This is a genomic window from Salinimicrobium profundisediminis (genome assembly GCF_026241755.1).
In the GTDB taxonomy this organism is placed as follows: domain Bacteria; phylum Bacteroidota; class Bacteroidia; order Flavobacteriales; family Flavobacteriaceae; genus Salinimicrobium; species Salinimicrobium profundisediminis.
Map to the genome: position 1 here is coordinate 177,783 of NZ_JAPJDA010000001.1, position 21,846 is coordinate 199,628.

Here is a 21,846-nt window from a genome sequence, read left to right on the forward strand (position 1 = left end):
CCTGTGCAACCAATTTAATTGATTCTTACCACCCCATATTCTGGATTAAACCAAATTTTAATACCTCGCTATACGGAATTGGCCCGTAGATCATATAATCTGAATAAAGTCTTGGTTCAACAGAAATAACCTCATGATTTCCATCCTCAATCCTGTCTCCAAATGCCATTTCTGAAAGGTCTTCATTCCATCTACGCAAATCCCAAAAACGGAAGCCCTCAAAACTTAGTTCCAGTCTTCTTTCATTTCTTATTAATTCCCTCATTGCATCCTGGTCTCCTTTTATAGACTCAAGATAAAGATCACCACCATTAGCACTTAATCCAGCCCGCTCACGAATTGCTCTTATCACATCATAAGCTGAATAAGAATTACCGCCTGTTCCCATTGGCCCCCAGGCTTCATTTGCTGCCTCTGCATAATTCAAATAAATTTCAGTATACCTGATTAACGGATTAATGTGCCTTTGCTGATTGACACTTTGAGGGTCAAGATTCACATCTTCCCTTAGCAGTTTGCGAAGGTAATAGCCTGTACGAGTAGAGGACTCGACTATGTTCAAACCATCAATGGTTCCGCCATCAACTGCGGTTATGATTGTTTCATCAAACGGCCCCATTTGACTACCATTCACTACTATAAAAGCAGTAAGACGGGGATCTCGGTTCACATATGGGTTTGCAGGATCATAACCACTATCGGGGTGATCAATTGGGTAACCATTTGCCATAGGAAATGCGTTGACCAGGTTTTGAGTAGGGTTTACCAGACCATCTCCAAAAAGTGAGGGTGGATAAAGTTGTTCTTCAAGTGTGCTACTTGGCCCTGGCATATTTGCTCTCCACAAAATCTCAGGGGGATTTAAACCGGCAGCAAGATTATCAATCACTCCTCCATCATTGTACCAGGTAAGACCGTCTGGATCAAGACCTCCATCTCCTCCGTTCCTGTCTAATACATCTGCCGCATAATTAGCCGCATCTGCCCAGGTTGTAGAAGTACCTTGATTAAAAGCAGGGCTTGCTGCAAGTAAAGCTGCTCTGGAACGGATACCAAGAGCAACTCTCTCGGTCATGCGTAAACGATTAGTTTTACCTAATACGCGGTTATAGTCATTGACTCCCGCTCCCATATTCACGTATTTTGCAGGAATGCCATCCTGATTTCCAATGTCTTCATAATCCAAGGGAAGCAATTCTATAGCCTTTTCTATATCACTATAAATTTGCTGTATACCTTCTTCAAAAGTAGCTCTTTGCAGACTTGAAAAATCTGTAGAAGCATCTTGTGGCTCTAACATAATTGGTACTCCCAAAAGTTGTCCCCCGGCCATTCCACCATGAGCCTGTAGCAATCTATGCATAAAGTAAGCACGTAGACCGTATACCTCACCTTTAGTACGATCTTTAAACATTTGGTTTACGGCTGGATTTTCGGCATATGTAACGGTATCTGCCTTAGATAGCATTAAGTTCAAATATTGGATTGCTGCAAAGGAATTTTGCCACTGGTCTACAGGGTTAAAATTTTCAGCCCATTGCCCTGTGGCCATGTTAGAGTAATTATTATCCTCGTCACTACTTACAGCGTCATCTGTAGCCATTTCACTAAATGACCATCCACCGGGCAGCCTGGTATAACCATTGTAAAGCAAACCAAGTGCAAAACCCGGCTCATCCTGAATATCGCTCAGATCCCGATTGTTTTCAATTGCCGGCTCAAGAAACTCCTTTTCACATGAGGAGAATACCAGCACAACCGAAACAAAAAACAGTATTTTCTTATACATAATTTAATTTTTAAAATTCATTAAAATAAGGCTTTAACACCAAGATTAAAAAAACGGGTCTGTGGAGCACCTCCTATATTTAATTCCAGAATATCTCTATTAGGAGCGATCGTTAAAAGGTTAGCGCCATTTACGTAAACTCCAAATTCTTTAAGGAAATCACCATTAACTATGCTCTCCGGGAATGTATAAGAAACCTGAACCCGTGCAAGATCAAAACGGTTGGTACTGTAAGTCCAGAAATCTGAATTTCTGAAGTTGTTATTACCTCCCGAAGTTGTTAAACGGGGAAAAGTAGCAGTATCCATAGTCTCTGGAGTCCAACGATCTCTAACAACCTCAGAATATTTATCCTGGCCATTTACCCAGAAATAATTATTGTCTTTCATACCTATTGCACCCGAACGGGCAACTCCCAGAGCAAAGAAGGTGAAGTTGTTCCATTTTGCTGTAAGGTTAACACCTGCGGTAAATGGCGAGCCATACCAGCCCCCTCTTCCAAGGTATACCTCATCCTGTGAATTAATTACCCCATCTGCATTTTGGTCCTTATATTTAATATCCCCAGGTTGAACTTCACCAAATGCTGGTTCTGGTGAATTGGCAATATCTTCTGTACTCTCAAAAAAACCATCACTTTCCAGACCCCAAATAGCATCCAGCGGCCTGCCCTGCCTGTTCTGGTATTCATCTTCATAGAATTCGGCTCGTTTGGAAGCTTCGGTAGTGAAATAAGTACCTACCAGTCCTAAAGACCAATCTACCTGCCCAATTTGCTTATTAAAATTTACACCGAAATCAAAACCAGAACGTAGATCTTCGTTATAATTTACATATGGGATAAAAGAAGAATTAGGCCATCCTGTTTGAAAATAACTAGGATACAAAACCGAGAGTTGATCTACAAGACCAGTCATCTTGCTCATAAAAACATTTCCATTCACTACCAGCATATTGTCAAAAAAGGAAGCATCCAGCCCCACACTTATTTCTTCCCGCTTTGGTAACTTCATATTTGGATTCGCACCACGACGGGAATCGGTACTTTGTGCGGGCGCAGATAAGTCTGCCCATCCATACCAAGCTCCGTCTGTTTGTGTATAGATAGCTTCATAAAGGTAGTAATCAGAAATATCAAGATCTGTATGTAATATACCTGCCGAAACTGACAGCTTCAGGTCATCTACAATAGATGAAGACGACAGAAAGTCTTCTTCACTAATTCTCCAGCCTAACGAGAGCGTTGGAGAAAAGGCAGTCCTGTTATCTTCCGGTACCATGGTAGAGTATACCATTGCACCGTTAAATTGCGCATAGTACTTGCTCCTAAAGTCATAGCCTAAATGTAAACCAAGGTTCGCGTTATTTGTGCCCTGATATACACCAGAAGAAGATCGTTGAAATCCGCCTGCTATTAACATTGCTGAGATATTATGATCATTATCAAGCTGGGTTTGATAATTCAATTGTCCTGAAAAAGCAATTGTCTGGCGGTAAGAACTGTTGCTCACATTTAGATCCCCGGAACTAGCATCCTGTCCATACCGGGTTAAGTTGCTTATAAGATCTGTTCCTGCATAATTATTCCAGGCTGGTTCAAAAACTGCATAACTATTATTGAAAGCCTGAGTATACGAGGTTGCATAGTCTATCCCAAATAAAGAACTAAAGGTCAATCCCTCAAGCACATTTTGTAAGTCGGCATCCACACCGGCATTAAATTGAAATTGTCGGCTGTTGAATGTGTTGGAACCGCCGGCATATACATCTGCAATAGGATTGGTTTGATCCAGTTGAGTGCCTCCTAACAGATACCGCCCATTAATTAGGTTATCGGTACCCTCGACCAGGTTCCATGAAGTTAAATCATTTTCCTCAAGAAAAGTAATGGGAATAAGAGGTGTAAACCGGTTAGGCCTTATATTAGCAGCACCTTCCCAATAATTTGTATTAACCCCTACATTACTGGTAAAAATGGCAGCTAAATCTACATTGGCAGATATATAATCTGTAAGTTTCATATCCACATTCCCGCGCACATTGAACCTTTCATTTTTGTTGTTCTCAGCTTCACCGAAATTTAAAAGGGAGCCTTCTCTCATAAAACCCATGTTAGTATAGTACCTGGCTTTTTGATTTCCACCGGCAATTTCGAGTGTCCCATCATAAAGACTGTAAGCTTCCTGAAGGTAATCGGAAGAATAAAAATCAACATTGGGATATCGGTAAGGATTGTCACCTACAGCGTGATAATAAATTTCTTCCTCAGAATATAAAGCTTCAAGCCCATCATTAATTCTTGCTTCATTATAGAGTGTCATATATTCTGCAGACCCCAAATACTTCGGAAAACCTTTTGGAATATGAAAACCGGCATTTACCCTAACATCAATTGTTTGTTCTCCAATATGGCCTCCTTTTGTAGTGATGAGTATAGCACCTTTAGCAGCCCGGCTACCGTACAACGCAACTGCAGAAATTCCTTTTAAAAAGCTGATCTGGTCAATTGCAGTGGGTTGTACACTATTTAAATCACGAGGTACGCCATCCACAAGCACGAGGTACTCGTTCATTCCCCACAAATTACCATGAAAACCAGGAACAAAGGCTTCCATATTTTCAAGTGGGTAAGTAATATAGTTTTTATCAAGTAATTCCGGCAAATTAACATAAGATATACCTCCTAAAAGGTCATCAACGTTTTCTTTTCGATACGCCACCTGAACGAGTTGTTCTACCTCTAGCACTATCTCTTGCAGTCCTGGTGTGGCGGTAACGAATTGGACTTCGTTACCCAAAGTGCTAATAGATAGTTTGGCATTTGGAGATACCTGCAGGGAAAAAATTCCCATGCTATCTGTCTGGGTGGAAATATTATCCTGCTCACTTGTAACAATAGCCCCTTTAACCGGCAAACCTTTTTGTGTTCGGATAAGGGTGGTTAAATCAAGTTTGGTGGCAGTTTGTGCGGAAAGTATCACAGGAAGTAAAACCGTAATAGCGCACAAAACAATTTTTAGTGTTATATGTTTCATTAGTTGGTGTTTCGACGTTAAGATCATTTAATACTTAAGAGTTAGGTCCTATTAATACCACTACCATCCGGGGTTTTGATAAAATTCAGGACAGATACTTACATCAGATACTTTTAAAGGCAACCAGTAATGCCTATCAGTGAAGTCACGTACAAGAATAACTTCTTCCTTAAGATTCACTACACGATTTTCTCGTGGATTTTCATAATCAAAGGATGCAGGTCTATCAAATTCATGGGAAGTTTTAATGGTATAAGGATATTCAGTCAACAATAACCAACGTCTAAGATCATTAAAACGATGTCTTTCAAAAGCTAATTCCACAGCACGTTCACGCCTCAATTCTGGCAAAAAGTCTTCTGCTGAAGCAGTAAATTTGCTATGAACAGGATCTACCCCCGCCCTGTCGCGAATAGTATTAACAGCTTCCAACGCTGTTTTACTAAAATTTGAAGATTTACCCGCGGGAGAACCATACCCTGTTAGGGAAGCCTCTGCATACATAAGGTATATATCTGCCAAACGCATATATGGCACCATAAGGTGAAGAGCATAGCCGTAATCGTACTCCCTATCATATTGATTTGCAGTAAGTGGAATAAATTTTTGGTTTACATAACCTGTTCGGCTTCCAAAATTCACATCTCGATAACTCCCTCCAGTATATAAATTTGCATAACGCACTGCATTTTCATTTACTTCGGGTGGTAATGATCCTTCTACAACCTGCACCCCATCATACAGTATATCATGATAAAATCGTGGATCACGACCTTCCCAGGGATGGGCAGGATCATATCCAGATTCAGGGTCAGCTTGAGTTATATCTTCTGGAAGAGGCATCCCATTCGCCATACCATAAAAACTTACGTAATTTGCCGTAGGTAAAAATTTGATATCCCCTCCTCCTACTACAGAAGGCAGATACTGTTTACTAATACCCCAGTTAGATCCATTTGCTTCAACATAAGGAGATCTAAAAATCGCTTCTGTACCTCCAGGAATAGCCCAGTTTTGGCCGGTAGTATAAAAGTTCTGGCTATATTCATCAAAAGGAAGAAGTGAATATTGGGTTTCGCCATTTTCAACCAGAGATAATAATTCACCAAAGGCAGATGCCGCCCGTTGACTATATTCATTGTTATATGAACGGCTTCCTGTAGACTCATAGTTCATTAAAGGGCTGGCAGCCCAAAGAAGGTTTTTACCCAGGTAACCCAGTGCCATTATTTTGTTAATGCGCAAATCATTCTTTCCTAGTGTACGTCTACCTACAACCGTATTGTCCCAGTTTACAGGCAAAAGATCGGCCGCCCTTCTAAAGTCAATCGCAGCCAATTCTGCAGTCTCATGGTAGCTAAGGCGGGGTTCGCAAATTTGCTCATCTGAAGGCAAGACTTCCTGTATATAAGGAAGACCTCCAAAATACTGGATCAATTGAAAATGAAACCACGCTCTAAAGAACAATAGCTGACCTTCAATTATATCTCTTTCTTCCTGCGTCGCATTTGTCATGAGATCCAAATTGGCAAGACCAATATTAGCTTTCCTAATTCCGTACCATGCAAGTGGCCATAAGCCCTTGTTCATTCTACCTCCAGCTACATTAGTATTGGCTCCATTTTTATCCATCCAGCCAGCTCCCCAGCCATCATGTTCTGCCTGCCAGCCCCAAAAGTTTCCGTCTTCAATTTTCACCCCAAAGTGGAAAGTATTTGCTGCAGATTGAATCTCATCATCTCCCCAATTGAATGAGGTGGTCCAGTAACTTGTAGTAAAGTTGGGAATAGCCATATAAAGCTCTTCAACAAATCCCTGATAGTTCTGGAAATTCTCAAAAGCGGCCTCTTCTGAGACAACCGATTCTGGTGTTCTCTCCAGATAGTCCTCACAGGAAACCATCATGAGCAATCCTATGAAAAAGCTGCTCTTAACAATTGTTTTTATATATTCTTTCATAAAAAACGATTTTAAAATGTAACGTTGAATCCTAGGTTAAACCTTTTAACTGTTGGGTATGCTCCTTGAGAAGCCCAACCTGTTCCCGCAAAGTTCGATTCCCTATCGTCTGGCATATCGGTCCACAGCAAAAGGTTATTACCATTTATATAAACACGAAGGTTTTGAAGACCAAAACTTTTTACCATATCGTGCTGAAAACGATAAGCAATTTCAGCATTCTTTAAACGGAGGTAGGAACCATCGTAGAAATAACGATTCCCAATATTGTATCCAGATACGACTGAATTCCAGCGTGGCATTGGTGTATCAGCATTAGGAGTATCTATTGACCAGTAAGTTCCCTGATCATAAACCCTGTTCGATTGACCAGCAAGGCTGTTGAATACCACCTGGCGGGTAACATTATTTACTCCATAGAACTGGGTAAAGATGCTAAAGCCTTTCCACTCAATCCCTACATTTGTGCTGTAGGTATTTTGAGGAACTCCCGAATATCCAAACGGAGCAGCATCAAAACTATCTATAACCCCATCCCCATTATAGTCAAGGATCTGGTAATTACCCGGAATTTTATTCAAGTTATTAGTATTATGAGTGGTACTCCCATAAAGTTCATCCCAGGTATTGTAGTACCCACTATTGATATGTGTGCGGGCCTGCCCCAGAGCATATCCTGCATCCTTTTGATAATCGGCTAACAATTGCGGATCATCTCTTTCCAGCACCTCATCTTCGGCATGGGTCATGGCAAAGTCTGCCCAAACATTCAACCCATTACTAAAGGTATGGTTCAAACCTAGAGTAATTTCATAACCCTGGGTTCTAACCCTTCCCAGGTTTGCTGCAGGAGCACCTGTACCAAAATAAGAAGGTATTGCTCTGTCACCCGACATTAGGATATCCTCCCGGTCATCTCTAAATATATCTACTGAACCATCTAAAAAACCTTTAAACAATCCAAAATCCATACCCAGGTTATACTTGTATACGGTCTCCCAGCGAACAAATGGGTTCCCTACCTGTTGCTGTATATACCAGGCATAAGGACTCAATTCACCTCCTTCGCCCACTAAACCAAGTTGAGAGTTCCCTCCGTACGCCCATTCATCCATATATAGAAAACGAGCACCTATATTATCATCCCCTACTTCTCCATAAGAGGCCCGTAACTTCAGCATGTCGAGGAAAGAAACAGATTGCATAAATTCTTCTTCAGTAATGGTCCACCCAATACCTCCGGAAGAGAAGAAAGCAAATCTGTATTCAGGAGCGAACTTTTCAGAACCATTGTAGGCTCCGTTATACTCCAGCATATATTTACTCTTATAATTATAGGTCGCCCTAAACACCCAATCTTCCCGATATGCGGGGATTCCGTTACCTCTTGCATCTTTTTGGCGGTTCATAAGTCCCATCAGGTTAAAATTGTGATCGTCTGCAATGGTGTTTGCATAATCCAACTTCAACTGATAGAAAATTTTACGCCATGTCAAATCATTATCTACAGTTCCGGTCGCAGGAGACCATCTTGGTCCAGGGTTATAAAAGTCAATTCCGGTTGTAGAACTAATTCCTTCTGCAAGGGTCACCTCTCCTGTTTCTGGATCAATCCACTTTTGCTGAGCATCGTTGTACAGGTCATTCACCCCTCTCTCATTTTCTATAAAGGTGTTATCAACGGCCAAAGTTCCATTGAACTTCAATCCTTTCAATATCATACCAAGATCCTGGTCCAGTACAAAGGTTGTAGAGATACGGGCAGTAGTTTCTTTCTCTACACCGCTAAGAGAAAGTATGCGCACAGAATTAAGTCCTTTTTGAGCATTTGGAGCATAGTATCCATAATTCCCATCAGAGTATCGCGGCATGAAAAGGGTTGGATCTCCATTATATGCAGCATCCCAGAACGGATACTCGTTACCACCACCCCATGGGCTTTTGCGAACCCCGTAGGTACCACCCAAATCTGTACGAAGTGTGGTTGTAGATGTAAGTTGAAAATCTAAATTACTTCGGAAGTTAAGACGGTTATATTCATAACCTGGATCATAACCCCGGTCATTTTCAAAATCTCTGAATAAATCCCCTTCATTCTGGAAATCGATAGTAGCAAAATATTTAACGAAATCTGTACCTCCACGGATGTTTACGTTAGCATTATAAGACATAGCATAATCCTTAAAGAGGGTCTTTTGCCAATTAACATCAGGATAACGCTCTCTTTCTGCCAGGTTGGCCGGATTACGATATTTATCCCTTATTTCTTCAGGAATCATTTGCCCCCAACTGGCGGGGTTAGTAGAAAGTTCATATTCGATAGCCCTGTTTCTTATACCTATAGCATCATAAGCATCATAGGTACCCGGTAACTTAGAAACCAACTTCATGGTAGAGCTAAAGTTTGCAGTGATTTCAGCCTTACCAGAAAGTCCTCTTTTTGTAGTTACAATAATAACCCCATTAGCCCCTCTGGAACCAAATACAGCAGTAGCCGATGCATCTTTTAAAACAGACATGGATGCAATTGAACTAATCGACATGTTATTAAAAAATTCGGGGCGCTCTACCCCATCCACCAGGATAAGGGGAGAGGTGCCATTCCAGCTATTCTGCCCCCTTATTACAATTTGAGGCGCTTCCCCACCTGGTAGCCCTGTACTGGCCGATGTTATTAACCCCGGCAATGCACCAGTTAGCGCAGAACCAACATCAGACACCCCTCCGGTACGCTCCAAAACTTCACCAGTAGTTTGAGTAACAGCTCCCACTACAGTTTCTTTTCTTTGTGTACCGTAGCCCACAATTACAACTTCTTCAAGCGCATCTTGATCTGGCTCAAGCACCACATTAACAACAGATTGTCCTGCCACTGATTTTTCTACAGTTCCAAACCCCACATAACTAAAAACAAGAACTGCATCTACAGAAGAAACCTCTAATGAGTAATTTCCATCAATATCTGTAGCAGTACCTTTTTCAGGAAACCCTTTTTCAAAAACATTAGCCCCAGGAAGACCAAAACCATCTATAGACGAGGTTACCGTTCCTGTTACAATAGCCTGTTGCTGAATTGGATTCTCCAATCCAACACCAAAACTGTCTACTCTATTGGCCGCTAATAGGGAGCCAGAAAAGAAAAATTTTAAAAATATCCCTAAGAAAATATATCTTATCAGATATGAAAATTTAAATAGATGTAAAGTCATATTGCCAAAGTGTTAATTTATGTTATAATATGAGTCTTTAGAAGTTTCTGCTACAAAACAAATGCACGAAAACGATTGAATTATAGTTTAGAATTAACCTCGATTTATTAGTGTAGATTTTACACTTAGTAAAAGTCATAAAGATTTTTAGATTTTCCAAATTTATTTTCACACAATTTTAACTACATGTAAACAACTAGTACATGAAGAATTGGAGTTATGAGGTTATGATTAAATTCAAATATGATAGAAATGTTAAATAAGTTTTATAATATTGCTTATTAAATACAAACTATGATTCACGATTACAGTTTTGAAGATAAAGTCTTACTGGCTGTAGATTGTATAATTTTTGGATTTGATGAAGAAGATTTACAAATCCTTTTGATCAAGAGAGATTTTGAACCTGAAAAAGGTAATTGGTCCCTTATGGGAGGATTTCTAAAAAAAGACGAAGATCTTGACCAGGCTGCTAATAGAATTCTTCATCATCTTACCGGAATTAATAATGTCTATATGGAGCAGCTTTACAATTTTAGTAAAGTAAATCGTGATCCCGCAGAAAGAACATTGTCGGTGGCTTACTATGCCCTCATTAATATTGCCGAGCACAGACAGGAGTTAACAGAAAATTATTCGGCAAAATGGTTTAAAATATCCGACTATCCCAGCTTGATTTTTGACCATGACCAAATGGTTCAAAAAGCCATCGCCAGGCTTCGTTACAGAACCTCAACCAATCCTATTGGTTTTGAATTGCTTCCTGAAAAATTTACAATGCGTCAATTACAGAAGTTATACGAGACCATCTTAAACGAAAAGTTAGATAAAAGGAATTTTATTAATAAAATCAAATCTTTGGATATTCTGGTGAAATTAAATGAAAAAGATATGGTTTCTTCTCGCAAAGGTTCTTTCCTTTATAAATTTGATGCAAAAAAATATAATGCAAAAGTGGAAGAAGGTTTTTCTTTCAGGTTATAATAAGTTTATTTTCTTTTGTTATTATCCCTCACTTTATCCAGGCTAGGGTTCTGAAGCTTTACTGAGACTAATTTCAGCGTCACCACTAACACACATGTAGATGACGAATGAATCCAGGTGAGCGAAATATTATTACTATCAAATCTTTTCTTTCAGAATGAGTTCAAATTTTACAGGATAATTCAGCATTTAAGTTTCTTTTGTTCCTGATAAGATAAAAAATCCACCTACAGCTTATTATTCCGAAAGCACAAAAGAAACTTTTTAAATCTTACACAGCATTACCGCCAACAAAAAATCCAAATTCTTTAGGCTATACCATAAAACAAATAACCTCTGCTTCAATAATATTAGGAATCAGCCTTGACCTTCAACCTTACACATTTATTTCAATTAGCCCTTTTCTTATCTTATCTCTCCTAATTACTCAGACAAATACTTCGGAATAAAAGTAACATTTACTCGCTTAATTCAAAATTATCCTTCTAAAATGCCATTTTTGAAAGGTTTTATTTCAGAAAAGTTTATTTTGGTGCAGATTTGATATAAGCTCCGGTGAAATATTATGTAATCATTTTTTTTTTATGTTCCTGCTCCTCCCCCTCCAGGCACAGGAAAGATCCCCGGTTCAGGGAATCGTGAAAAACAATGATTCGCTGCTTAAAAATGTGCACATCAACAATGTTTCTTCAGGAAAATTTTCTGTTTCGGGGGAGCAGGGGTTGTTTCAGCTAAAGATAAAAACCGGTGATACTTTGGTATTGTCTCATGTAGGAATGAATGACCTTATAAGCTTCATAAAAGCTGAAGACCTTCAGAAGTCACCATTGTTCTTTCAGATGATTGAAAACTCCCAGGAATTAGGAGAAGTAGTAATTGATGAAAATTCAGAAATTAATGCGGTAAGCCTGGGAATCATTCCGAAGAAAATAGAAAAGCTCTCCATGAACGAGAGGAGATTGGAAACAGCCGGCGATTTTAAATTTATTCACCTGCTGGGCCTGCTGGGAGGTTCTTTAGAGATTGATCCTATTCTAAATGCCATTAACGGCCGTACAAAAAAGCTGAAGAGAAATATCAGGATAGAAAAAGAACAGCGCAATATCGCATTTTTGGAGATCCACTACAAACCTTATATGCTGGAGACAATGCAATTGACCAGCGGAGAAGTCACCTTGCTCATCGATTTTGCCTTGGAGAAAAAAGAACTACAAGCCTTGTTGGATGAAAAAAATGATGCTGCTATAAAACTTTTTCTTCACGATTGTTGGTTTCACTTGAGCAAACGAATGGAATCATCTAATTAGCATTTTCCAACAACTATTAAAATTGCTGTTAAACATGGCTAATAGCTGCACTTTTATTGCATTTTTCTAATAAATTTAAGACCCATGATTAACTAGCTGAATAATTTTCTTTCATTTGCTATGCGTGCATAATAAAATTTTCTTAACTTTGAAATTGTATGAAAGAAAAAACCATTGATTACGTTCTTCGCGCGACCTGGATTGCTATTGCTAAAATGTACAATGAAGAGGCCGGAAAAGAAGGAAGTACAATGGCTACAGGCTTTGCTCTTTTGAGTATAGATCCCGAGGAGGGCACCCCTTCTACCTCCCTGGGCCCAAAAATGGGAATGGAAGCCACCAGTTTGTCGCGAACCCTTAGAACCATGGAGGATAAAGGTCTCATAAAGCGGAAGAAAAATCCGGTAGACGGGCGTAGTGTCTTAATTTACCTCACCGATTTTGGAAAAGAGATGCGCGATTATTCTAAGAAAGTGGTACTTACTTTTGACCAGGCGGTAAGAAATGAAATCCCTCAAGAAGATCTCGATAAGTTTATTGAGGTAGCTTCAAAAATCATGGATCTTATTGCCACGCGTAAAATTTACAATGAATCATAAAATCGTTCAGGCGATTATCAAAATAAATAACAACATGAAAAGACGAATCAACAAAGTTGCAATTATAGGTTCGGGGATTATGGGAAGTGGTATTGCCTGCCATTTCGCCAACATTGGCGTAGAGGTGCTACTACTAGATATTGTTCCCCGGGAACTGACCGAAAAAGAAAAAAAACAGGGTCTTACCCTGGAAGACAAACAGGTGAGGAACCGTATTGTTAACACAGCACTGCAGGATGCTTTAAAATCGAAGCCCTCTCCTATTTATCATAAAGACTTTGCCAATCGCATTAAAACCGGAAACCTGGAAGATGATATCTCGAAGGTATCGGAAGTTGACTGGATCATGGAGGTTGTTGTGGAGCGCCTGGATATTAAAAAACAGGTTTTTGACAATCTTGAAAAGCACCGCAAACCGGGAACATTGATCACCTCCAATACTTCAGGAATCCCAATTCAGCAAATGAATGAAGGCCGAAGTGAAGATTTCCAGAAACACTTCTGCGGAACACACTTTTTCAACCCTCCGCGATATTTAAGACTGTTTGAAATTATTCCGGGGCCAGATACTTCCGAAGAAGTTTTGGAATTCCTCAATGAGTATGGAGAGAAATTCCTTGGAAAAACTTCGGTAGTCGCAAAAGACACTCCGGCGTTTATTGGGAACAGGATTGGCACTTACAGTATCATGAGCCTTTTCCACATGGTGAAGGAGCTTGATCTTACTATTGAAGAAGTTGACAAACTTACAGGTCCCGTTATAGGAAGACAAAAATCTGCCACTTTTAGAACTGTAGACCTTGTAGGACTTGACACGCTTAAACATGTTGCTGAAGGCCTGCATAAAGGAGTGCCTACCGATGAAGAGCACGATCTTTTTGCCATGCCCGACTATATTAATACCATGGTCGAGAATGAGTGGTTTGGAAGTAAAAGCGGACAGGGTTTCTACAAAAAGATCAAGAACAAAGACGGTTCAAGTGAAATCCAGTCACTTGACCTTAATACACTTGAGTACCGGGCACAAAAAAAGGCAAATTTTGCTACTCTTGAATTAACGAAAACGATTGATAAAGTTTCAGATAGGTTTAAAGTTCTGGTTGACGGTAAAGACAAAGCCGGGGAGTTCTACCGAAAGAATTTTGCTGCTATTTTCGCCTACGCCTCTAAAAGAATTCCTGAAATCACCGATGAACTCTACAAAATAGATGACGCCATGAAAGCCGGTTATGGCTGGGAACATGGTCCGTTTGAAATTTGGGATGCCATAGGTGTTAAAGAAGGTATGGAAATTATGAAAGCTGAAGGCAAAGAGCCTGCAGCCTGGGTAAACGAAATGCTTGAAAAAGAAAATAAAGGCTTCTATACCGTTAAAGACGGTAATACCTGGTATTACGATATTCCGGCAAAGGAGTACAAAAAGATTCCGGGGCAGGATGCATTTATCATTCTGGATAACATCAGGGAATCCAAAAAAGTATTCAGTAACAGCGGAGTTGTAGTTGAAGATCTTGGCGACGGCATCCTGAATGTGGAATTCCGCAGTAAGATGAATTCGATTGGCGGAGATGTTCTTGACGGACTCAACAAAGCCATTGATCTTGCTGAAAAAGAATACCAGGGGCTGGTTGTCGCCAACACCGGAAAAAACTTTTCTGTAGGAGCTAATATTGGGATGATCTTCATGATGGCTGTGGAGCAGGAATATGATGAGCTTAATATGGCTATAAAATATTTCCAGGACACCATGATGAGAATGCGCTACTCCTCTATTCCAACAGTTGCAGCACCACACGCTATGACTTTGGGTGGTGGATGTGAACTTTCACTACACGCAGATAAAGTTGTCGCTGCAGCCGAGACTTACATCGGACTTGTTGAATTTGGAGTTGGGGTAATTCCCGGCGGTGGAGGTTCCAAGGAAATGACCTTGCGTGCTGCCGATACCTTCCAAAAAGATGATGTGGAGTTGAACCGACTTCGGGAACATTTTCTCACCATTGGTATGGCAAAGGTTTCAACCTCAGCTTACGAAGCTTACGACCTGAATATTCTTCAGAAAGGAAAAGACATTGTGGTAATTAATCCAGATCGCCAGCTGGCAATTGCTAAAAAGCATGCGCTGCTCATGGCAGAGAATGGTTATACCAAACCTGTAAAGAGAACAGATATTAAGGTATTGGGTAAACAAGCACTGGGTGCCTTCTTAGTAGGTACAGACCAGATGTACGCCGGTAAATACATTAGCGAACACGACAAGAAGATCGCCAACAAACTGGCTTACGTAATGGCCGGAGGTGACCTTTCTGAAAACTCTTATGTGAGTGAACAATACCTGCTCGATCTGGAAAGAGAAGCATTCCTTTCTTTAACAGGAGAAAGAAAAACCCTGGAGAGATTGCAGCATATGTTGCAGAAAGGGAAACCGTTGAGAAATTAGTATTGAGTAGTAAATAGAGCTAGTAATGCACAAACTGAGCGACCTTAAGATCTGGAACAAAGCCATGGATGTGGCTGAATTGACATACTTACTTTCAGCTAAATTTCCTTCAGAAGAAAAATTTGGCTTAACAAGTCAAATAAGGCGCAGTGCAATTTCAGTTCCTTCTAATGTTGCCGAAGGAGCTGGTAGATCTACAAAGGGAGAATATAAAAATTTCTTAAGTATTGCTAATGGATCTTCTTATGAACTTCTAACTCAACTCATTTTATCTCATCGACTCAATTTGGTGCCTGAAGAAGATACCAGAGAAGTTATTTCGGAGGTGATTGAAATACAGAAAATGAATTATGCATTGATAAAATCGTTAGAAAAGTGAGTAGTCTCAATACTCACTACTAACTACTAAATACTGAAAAATGAACAAAACAGCTTACATCGTAAAAGGATACCGAACTGCAGTGGGAAAAGCGCCGCGGGGGGTATTCCGATTTAAAAGGCCAGATGAATTAGCGGCAGAAACTATCCAGTTTATGATGGATAAGCTGCCCGAATTTGATAAAAAACGCATCGATGACGTGATCGTTGGTAATGCTATGCCCGAAGCCGAACAGGGACTTAACGTAGGGCGTTTTATCTCCCTCATGGGGCTAAACACAGAAGACGTTCCCGGGATGACGGTGAACCGTTACTGCGCCTCAGGTCTCGAAACCATTGCTATTGCAACAGCCAAGATCCAGAGCGGAATGGCTAATTGTATTATTGCAGGTGGTGCAGAAAGCATGAGCTATATCCCAATGGGCGGTTATAAACCAGTTCCCGATTATAAACTGGCTAAAGCCGGAAAGGAAGATTATTACTGGGGAATGGGATTAACTGCGGAAGCAGTTGCTCAAAAATACAAGGTTTCAAGGGAAGACCAGGATGAGTTTGCATTCAACTCTCATCAAAAGGCTCTAAAAGCCCAAAAAGAAGACCGCTTCCAGGATCAGATCGTACCAATCACCGTAGATCAAACTTATGTGGATGAAAATGGTAAAAAACAAACGAAATCTTACACCGTCAATAAAGATGAAGGACCTAGAGCCGATACTTCAAAAGAAGTTTTAGGAAAACTAAGACCTGTTTTTGAAGAAGGTGGTAGTGTGACTGCAGGTAACTCTTCTCAAATGAGTGATGGTGCCGCTTTCGTCATGGTAATGAGCGAAGAAATGGTGAAAGAACTAAACCTGGAGCCGGTGGCAAGACTTGTTAGCTATTCGGCTGTTGGGGTTGAACCAAGGATCATGGGAATTGGACCCGTACATGCCATTCCTAAAGCAGTTAAACAAGCTGGGATTCAACTTAATGACCTTGAGCTGATCGAGCTTAACGAAGCTTTTGCATCTCAGTCTTTAGCAGTGATTAGAGAACTTGGACTTGATATGAACCGCATGAACCCTAACGGAGGCGCTATTTCGATGGGTCACCCGTTGGGATGTACAGGAGCCAAACTATCAGTGCAGTTGTTCGATGAAATGCGCAAACGTGACCTGAAGAATAAATACGGAATGGTAACCATGTGCGTAGGTACAGGACAGGGAGCCGCAGGAGTTTTTGAATTTCTGTCGTAAAAAAAGAGACTAGAAACTAGAGTCTAGATACTAGACTTTTCAACTAAAATAAAAACCAGTCTAGACTCTAGGTTCTAGAAGTCTAGGTTCTAAAAAAAACAAAATGAGCACACAAACAGATAGCAACAAAAAAGACCTTCTTCGCGGAGGGCAGTTTCTGGTAAAGGAAACAAAAGCAGAGGATATTTTTACTCCCGAAGATTTTTCGGATGAGCAAAAAATGATGCGCGAATCGGTACAGGAGTTCGTGAATCGGGAAGTAATGCCGAAGAGAGAAGAGTTCGAAAAGAAGAATTACGACCTCACAAAAGAGTTAATGGAAAAGGCCGGGGAAATGGGCTTTTTGGGAGTTTCAGTTCCTGAAGAGTACGACGGGCTGGGAATGGGATTTGTAACTACCATGCTGGTAGTGGATTATATTTCAGGGGCTACGGGATCATTTTCGACTGCTTTTGGAGCCCATTCGGGGATTGGAACGCTTCCAATTACCCTCTATGGTAATGAGGAACAAAAGAAAAAATATCTTCCGAAGCTCGCTACTGGAGAATGGTTTGGGGCCTATGCATTGACCGAGCCGGGAGCTGGTAGTGATGCAAATTCAGGAAAGACAAAAGCAGTTCTTTCTGAAGACGGAAAGTATTACAGCATTACAGGTCAAAAAATGTGGATCTCCAATGCCGGGTTCTGCAATATGATGATCGTCTTCGCACGAATTGAAGATGACAAAAATATCACCGGATTTATCGTGGAATATGATCCTGAAAATCCAAATGGTATTTCTCTTGGGGAAGAGGAAAAGAAACTTGGTATCCACTCCTCCTCTACCCGTCAGGTATTCTTTAATGAGACAAAAGTGCCTGCAGAGAATATGCTTTCAGAAAGAGGAAACGGATTCAAAATTGCCATGAACGCCCTTAACGTGGGCCGTATCAAACTTGCAGGAGCCTGTCTTGACGCCCAGAGAAGATCTATTGATGCTTCAGTAAAATATGCAAATGACCGCGTGCAGTTTAAAACTCCAATCTCCCAGTTTGGTGCGATACAGTCTAAACTTGCAGAGATGGCAACTTCAGCTTACGCAGGGGAATCGGCTTCATATCGTGCTGCAAAAGATATTGAAGACAGGATTTCTATCCGTCAGGAAGAAGGAAATTCCCACCAGGAAGCCGAATTGAAAGGGGTTGAAGAATACGCTATTGAATGTTCTATTCTTAAAGTGGCAGCTTCAGAAGATCTTCAGAATTGTACCGATGAAGGTATCCAGATCTTTGGGGGAATGGGCTTCTCGGCCGATGCTCCTATGGAATCTGCCTGGAGAGATGCACGTATCACCCGTATTTATGAGGGTACAAACGAGATTAACCGAATGCTTTGCGTAGGGATGCTCGTAAAGAAAGCTATGAAAGGCCATGTTGATCTTTTAGGGCCTGCTACCAAAGTTGGAGAAGAACTCACTGGAATTCCCTCTTTTGACAAACCTGATTTTTCTGAACTTTTTGCTGAAGAGAAAGAAATGGTCAAAAAGTTGAAAAAGGTATTCCTGATGGTTGCCGGTAGTGCAGTTCAAAAATTTGGACCTCAGCTGGAAGATCACCAGCAGTTGTTATTGGCTTCTGCCGATATTTTAATAGAGATCTACATGGCTGAATCCACGATCTTGAGAACTGAAAAAAATGTGAACCGCTTTGGTGCCGATACTCAAAAAGAGCAAATTGCGATGGCAAAATTGTACCTGTACCACGCTGTTGACATTATTAATCAAAAAGCCAAAGAAGGAATTGTTTCTTTTGCTGAAGGTGATGAACAAAGAATGATGTTGATGGGACTAAAAAGATTTACAAAATATGAAAATCAGCCAAACGTCGTAGAATTGCGTAAGGTGATTGCCGATAAAGTAATTGGAGAGAATAAATATCCTTTCTAAATTAATTCTGCATCAATTAAATCTGATCAAGGTCGCCAATGGCGGCCTTTTTCTTTTGTTATTTCTTTAACAGGTTATTTCCTCTTCATTTTATAGCTTGAAAAGAAAGGAAAGACAAATCCTATGGGAGACACAACAAGGAATATTCTCATCTTTTTAGTCGCTTTACTGGTTCTCTATTTCCTGGTTCACTTTCTACTGAAGAAACTTGGAAAAGACCCTGCTAATATTCTACCTCACAATATTGCAAGTCGCCTGAAGGTTCCCATAATTGTTCTCTTTCTTGCAGTTGCAATTCAGGCAGGGCTCATAAACAGGGAAATTATAACAGATGAAAACCAGATAGATTTATTCCAGCAAATAAGGTCTATCCTGCTTATTTTCAGTTTCACCTGGTTTATTGTAGTTGCTATAAGAATTGCCAAAAATCAATTTTTAAAACAATTTGATGTCAATACGGCCAATAATCTTCGTGCCCGTAAATTTTACACCCAATTCAACATAATAGAAAGGATAGCCATCTTTGTTGTTGTTCTTTTTGCCCTTGGTATAGCTCTCCTCACTTTTGATGGGGTAGAGGAAATTGGGGTAAGTATTCTAACTTCTGCGGGGATTGCAGGTATAGTGCTGGGGCTTTCTGCACAAAAAGTGTTTGGAACCATATTCGCCGGAATTCAAATAGCCATAGCTCAACCTATACGTATTGATGATGTTGTTATCGTGGAAGGGGAATGGGGGCGTATTGAGGAAATTAAACTCACTTATGTAGTTGTACAAATTTGGGACAAACGCCGGCTGGTACTGCCTACCACCTACTTCATTGAAAAACCCTTTCAAAACTGGACCCGTAATTCATCGGACATTCTGGGGACTGTCTATATTTATACCGACTTTGATCTTCCTATTGATAAGTTAAGAGAGGAACAGACACGGCTTTTAAATGCAACCGAGCTTTGGGATCGAAAAGTTGATGTGATCCAGGTGACAGATCTTACTGAAAAAACCATGGAACTAAGGGCATTAATGAGTGCAAAAGATGCTCCTACCGCCTGGGACCTACGGGTGTATGCCAGGGAAAATCTCCTGAAGTTTATTCAGGAAAACTTCCCCGACAGTCTGCCGCGTACACGTCTTGAAGTTAAAGAAGAGCGTCCTCGTCAAGAAGGGCCTTCAAATTTGCCTCAGAAGTAATATTCTGAGAAAAATTCATTGCCGTCTCAATCAACGCCAGGTGTGAATATGCCTGCGGAAAATTACCTAAAAGACGCTTGGTTTTAAAATCAAGGTCTTCACTAAACAACCCAAGGTGGTTACTGTAAGAAAGCAATTGATCAAACATTTTCATTGCCTTTTCCTTTTCTCCAATTTTGTAAAGGCTGTTTATAAACCAGAAAGTACAAATAGTAAAAGACGATGATGGGGTTCCAAAATCATCTTTGTTCTTGTACCTGAATAAAAGTCCGTTATAGCTGAGTTCTCTTTCAGTCGCTTTTACTGTGCTTATATAGCGTGGATCTTTAGCTTTTATAAATCCGTAGTTCTCCATTAACAAGGTAGAAGCATCTAAGTCTTTAGAACCATAAGATTGGGTGTAAGCCTGTACCTCCTCGTTCCATCCCCGGTGATAAATATCATCATAGATCTCCTGTCTCAGGTCTTTCCACTTTTGGTCATTAATCCCATTCCTAAGGATTTCCCCGATTTTTACTGCCCTGTCTACTGCTACCCAACACAGCAATTTAGAAAAGGTAAAATGTCGCTCTTCTGTTCTAAACTCCCATATTCCTTTATCGGGCTGTTTCCAGTGTTCCTCAACAATTCGTACAATCCCTCTAACAATCGTCCACAGTTCTTCACTGTTCCCAAGACTGGTTTCAAACCTTAAGAACTGCTGGTAGATCACCTCCATTAGAATACCATAAATATCATTCTGCTTCTGAATGTAGGCTGCATTCCCAATCCTAACAGGCTTTGATCCTTCATAGCCTTCAAGATGAGTAAGAATATGTTCGGTCAATTCTTTTTCCCCGTTAATCCCATACATTATTTGCAGCTTCTCATTTTTATTAGGAATAAGGTCGATGATAAACTGAAGGAAACTTTCTGCCGATTCCCGGTGGCCCAGGCTTGTCATAACCTTTATAACCATAGAGGCATCACGAATCCAGCAGAAACGGTAATCCCAGTTACGCACTTCCCCGATAGTTTCAGGCAAAGAAGTTGTCACAGCGGCAAGCACTGCCCCGGTTTTTTGATAGCTCATAGCCTTTAAGACAAGAGCACTGCGATTTACAGCTTCGTCGTAGAATGGAAATTTGGTGGTAGATTCGCTCCAGTTCATCCAGTACGTCTTGGTGCGCTGGAATTTCAAATAGGCTCTTTCCAGATTCTGTTCCCTCAGTTTTTCATGATATCCCAGTAAGAAATATGCATTATCTTCAAGAGTGATTTCCTCCCCATTCAACACCCTGTCAAGATCAAGGCTGGTGTAGAGATAGAGGGAGTCATAGGTCCCTTTTTTGGTAAAGCTCTTCAGGTAGTACCGGTGATTTTCAGTAAAGGTTTCCTCACGGGCATAATCAAGGCGGGGCTGATAATTGACCTTAATCTTCGGTTTCCCTTTTTGAAGGTGAATATATCTCACAACATCGGGTGGCGTATAAAAAGTTCCATCCTCCTCGCGGTATCGGGGCATAAAATCAATTACCTGGAAAGCTGCTGCTTCCGAAGTAAAAGTGGTACATAAAATATTTGTTTTCCGAAGGTACTTTTGAGTTACAGTATATTCGGGCGATACTTCAAAAGAGAAATGACCGCCTTTATTCTTGTCGAGCAATTTTGCAAAAACCGAAGCCGAATTAAAGTTGGGCAAACAACACCATTCCAGCGAGCCCGATTTCGATATTAATGCGGCACTTTTACAATTGCCTATCAATCCATAATCCAGTGTATTCATTTAGTCTTAAAGTTCTTTTAAAAAGGTAGGG

13 protein-coding genes are annotated in these 21,846 nt (G+C 40.5%); 8 read left to right on the top strand and 5 right to left on the bottom strand.

Features of this window, described 5'->3' with window-relative positions; translation table 11 throughout:
* Positions 1 to 25: 25 nt before the first annotated feature.
* Genes OQ279_RS00670 through OQ279_RS00685 form a run of 4 tightly spaced genes read right to left on the bottom strand, consistent with a single transcriptional unit; the run spans position 26 to position 9,869 of the window.
* Entirely contained in the window at positions 26 to 1,789 is a 1,764-nt protein-coding gene (locus OQ279_RS00670; protein ID WP_266067822.1) for a RagB/SusD family nutrient uptake outer membrane protein, read from the bottom strand.
* A 20-nt stretch (positions 1,790 to 1,809) separates the two neighbouring features.
* The gene (locus tag OQ279_RS00675; RefSeq protein ID WP_266067823.1) at positions 1,810 to 4,824 is read right to left on the bottom strand and encodes a SusC/RagA family TonB-linked outer membrane protein; all 3,015 of its coding nucleotides are present in this window, start codon (positions 4,822 to 4,824) and stop codon (positions 1,810 to 1,812) included.
* A 60-nt stretch (positions 4,825 to 4,884) separates the two neighbouring features.
* Positions 4,885 to 6,783, bottom strand: coding sequence for a RagB/SusD family nutrient uptake outer membrane protein (locus OQ279_RS00680; RefSeq protein ID WP_266067824.1), 1,899 nt, complete (start codon positions 6,781 to 6,783; stop codon positions 4,885 to 4,887).
* Positions 6,784 to 6,794: 11 nt separating this feature from the next.
* A complete protein-coding gene (locus OQ279_RS00685) occupies positions 6,795 to 9,869 on the bottom strand; it encodes a SusC/RagA family TonB-linked outer membrane protein (RefSeq protein WP_266067825.1) in 3,075 nt (1,024 codons plus the stop codon).
* A gap of 417 nt (positions 9,870 to 10,286) precedes the next feature.
* Here OQ279_RS00685 and OQ279_RS00690 point away from each other — a divergent pair, with 417 nt between their 5' ends.
* The 8 genes from OQ279_RS00690 (at position 10,287) to OQ279_RS00725 (ending at position 20,050) form a co-directional block, all read left to right on the top strand.
* On the top strand, positions 10,287 to 10,976 hold the full coding sequence (locus tag OQ279_RS00690) for an NUDIX hydrolase (protein ID WP_266067826.1): 690 nt from the start codon (positions 10,287 to 10,289) through the stop codon (positions 10,974 to 10,976).
* Positions 10,977 to 11,560: 584 nt separating this feature from the next.
* A complete protein-coding gene (locus OQ279_RS00695; protein ID WP_266067827.1) occupies positions 11,561 to 12,283 on the top strand; it encodes a peptidase associated/transthyretin-like domain-containing protein in 723 nt (240 codons plus the stop codon).
* A gap of 158 nt (positions 12,284 to 12,441) precedes the next feature.
* Positions 12,442 to 12,882, top strand: coding sequence for a MarR family winged helix-turn-helix transcriptional regulator (locus OQ279_RS00700; protein ID WP_265162799.1), 441 nt, complete (start codon positions 12,442 to 12,444; stop codon positions 12,880 to 12,882).
* 34 nt (positions 12,883 to 12,916) lie between these two features.
* Entirely contained in the window at positions 12,917 to 15,322 is a 2,406-nt protein-coding gene (locus OQ279_RS00705; RefSeq protein WP_266067828.1) for a 3-hydroxyacyl-CoA dehydrogenase/enoyl-CoA hydratase family protein, read from the top strand.
* Between the two features lie 25 nt (positions 15,323 to 15,347).
* Positions 15,348 to 15,701, top strand: coding sequence for a four helix bundle protein (locus tag OQ279_RS00710; RefSeq protein ID WP_266067829.1), 354 nt, complete (start codon positions 15,348 to 15,350; stop codon positions 15,699 to 15,701).
* 40 nt (positions 15,702 to 15,741) lie between these two features.
* On the top strand, positions 15,742 to 16,935 hold the full coding sequence (locus tag OQ279_RS00715; protein ID WP_266067830.1) for an acetyl-CoA C-acyltransferase: 1,194 nt from the start codon (positions 15,742 to 15,744) through the stop codon (positions 16,933 to 16,935).
* A 103-nt stretch (positions 16,936 to 17,038) separates the two neighbouring features.
* A complete protein-coding gene (locus OQ279_RS00720; RefSeq protein WP_266067831.1) occupies positions 17,039 to 18,859 on the top strand; it encodes an acyl-CoA dehydrogenase FadE in 1,821 nt (606 codons plus the stop codon).
* A 123-nt stretch (positions 18,860 to 18,982) separates the two neighbouring features.
* Positions 18,983 to 20,050, top strand: coding sequence for a mechanosensitive ion channel family protein (locus tag OQ279_RS00725; protein ID WP_266067832.1), 1,068 nt, complete (start codon positions 18,983 to 18,985; stop codon positions 20,048 to 20,050).
* On the opposite strand, the gene OQ279_RS00730 is transcribed toward OQ279_RS00725, so the two are convergent.
* Positions 19,998 to 21,815, bottom strand: a complete 1,818-nt coding sequence (locus OQ279_RS00730; protein WP_266067833.1) for a glycoside hydrolase family 15 protein — start codon at positions 21,813 to 21,815, stop codon at positions 19,998 to 20,000. The genes OQ279_RS00725 and OQ279_RS00730 overlap by 53 nt on opposite strands.
* Positions 21,816 to 21,846: the final 31 nt, after the last annotated feature.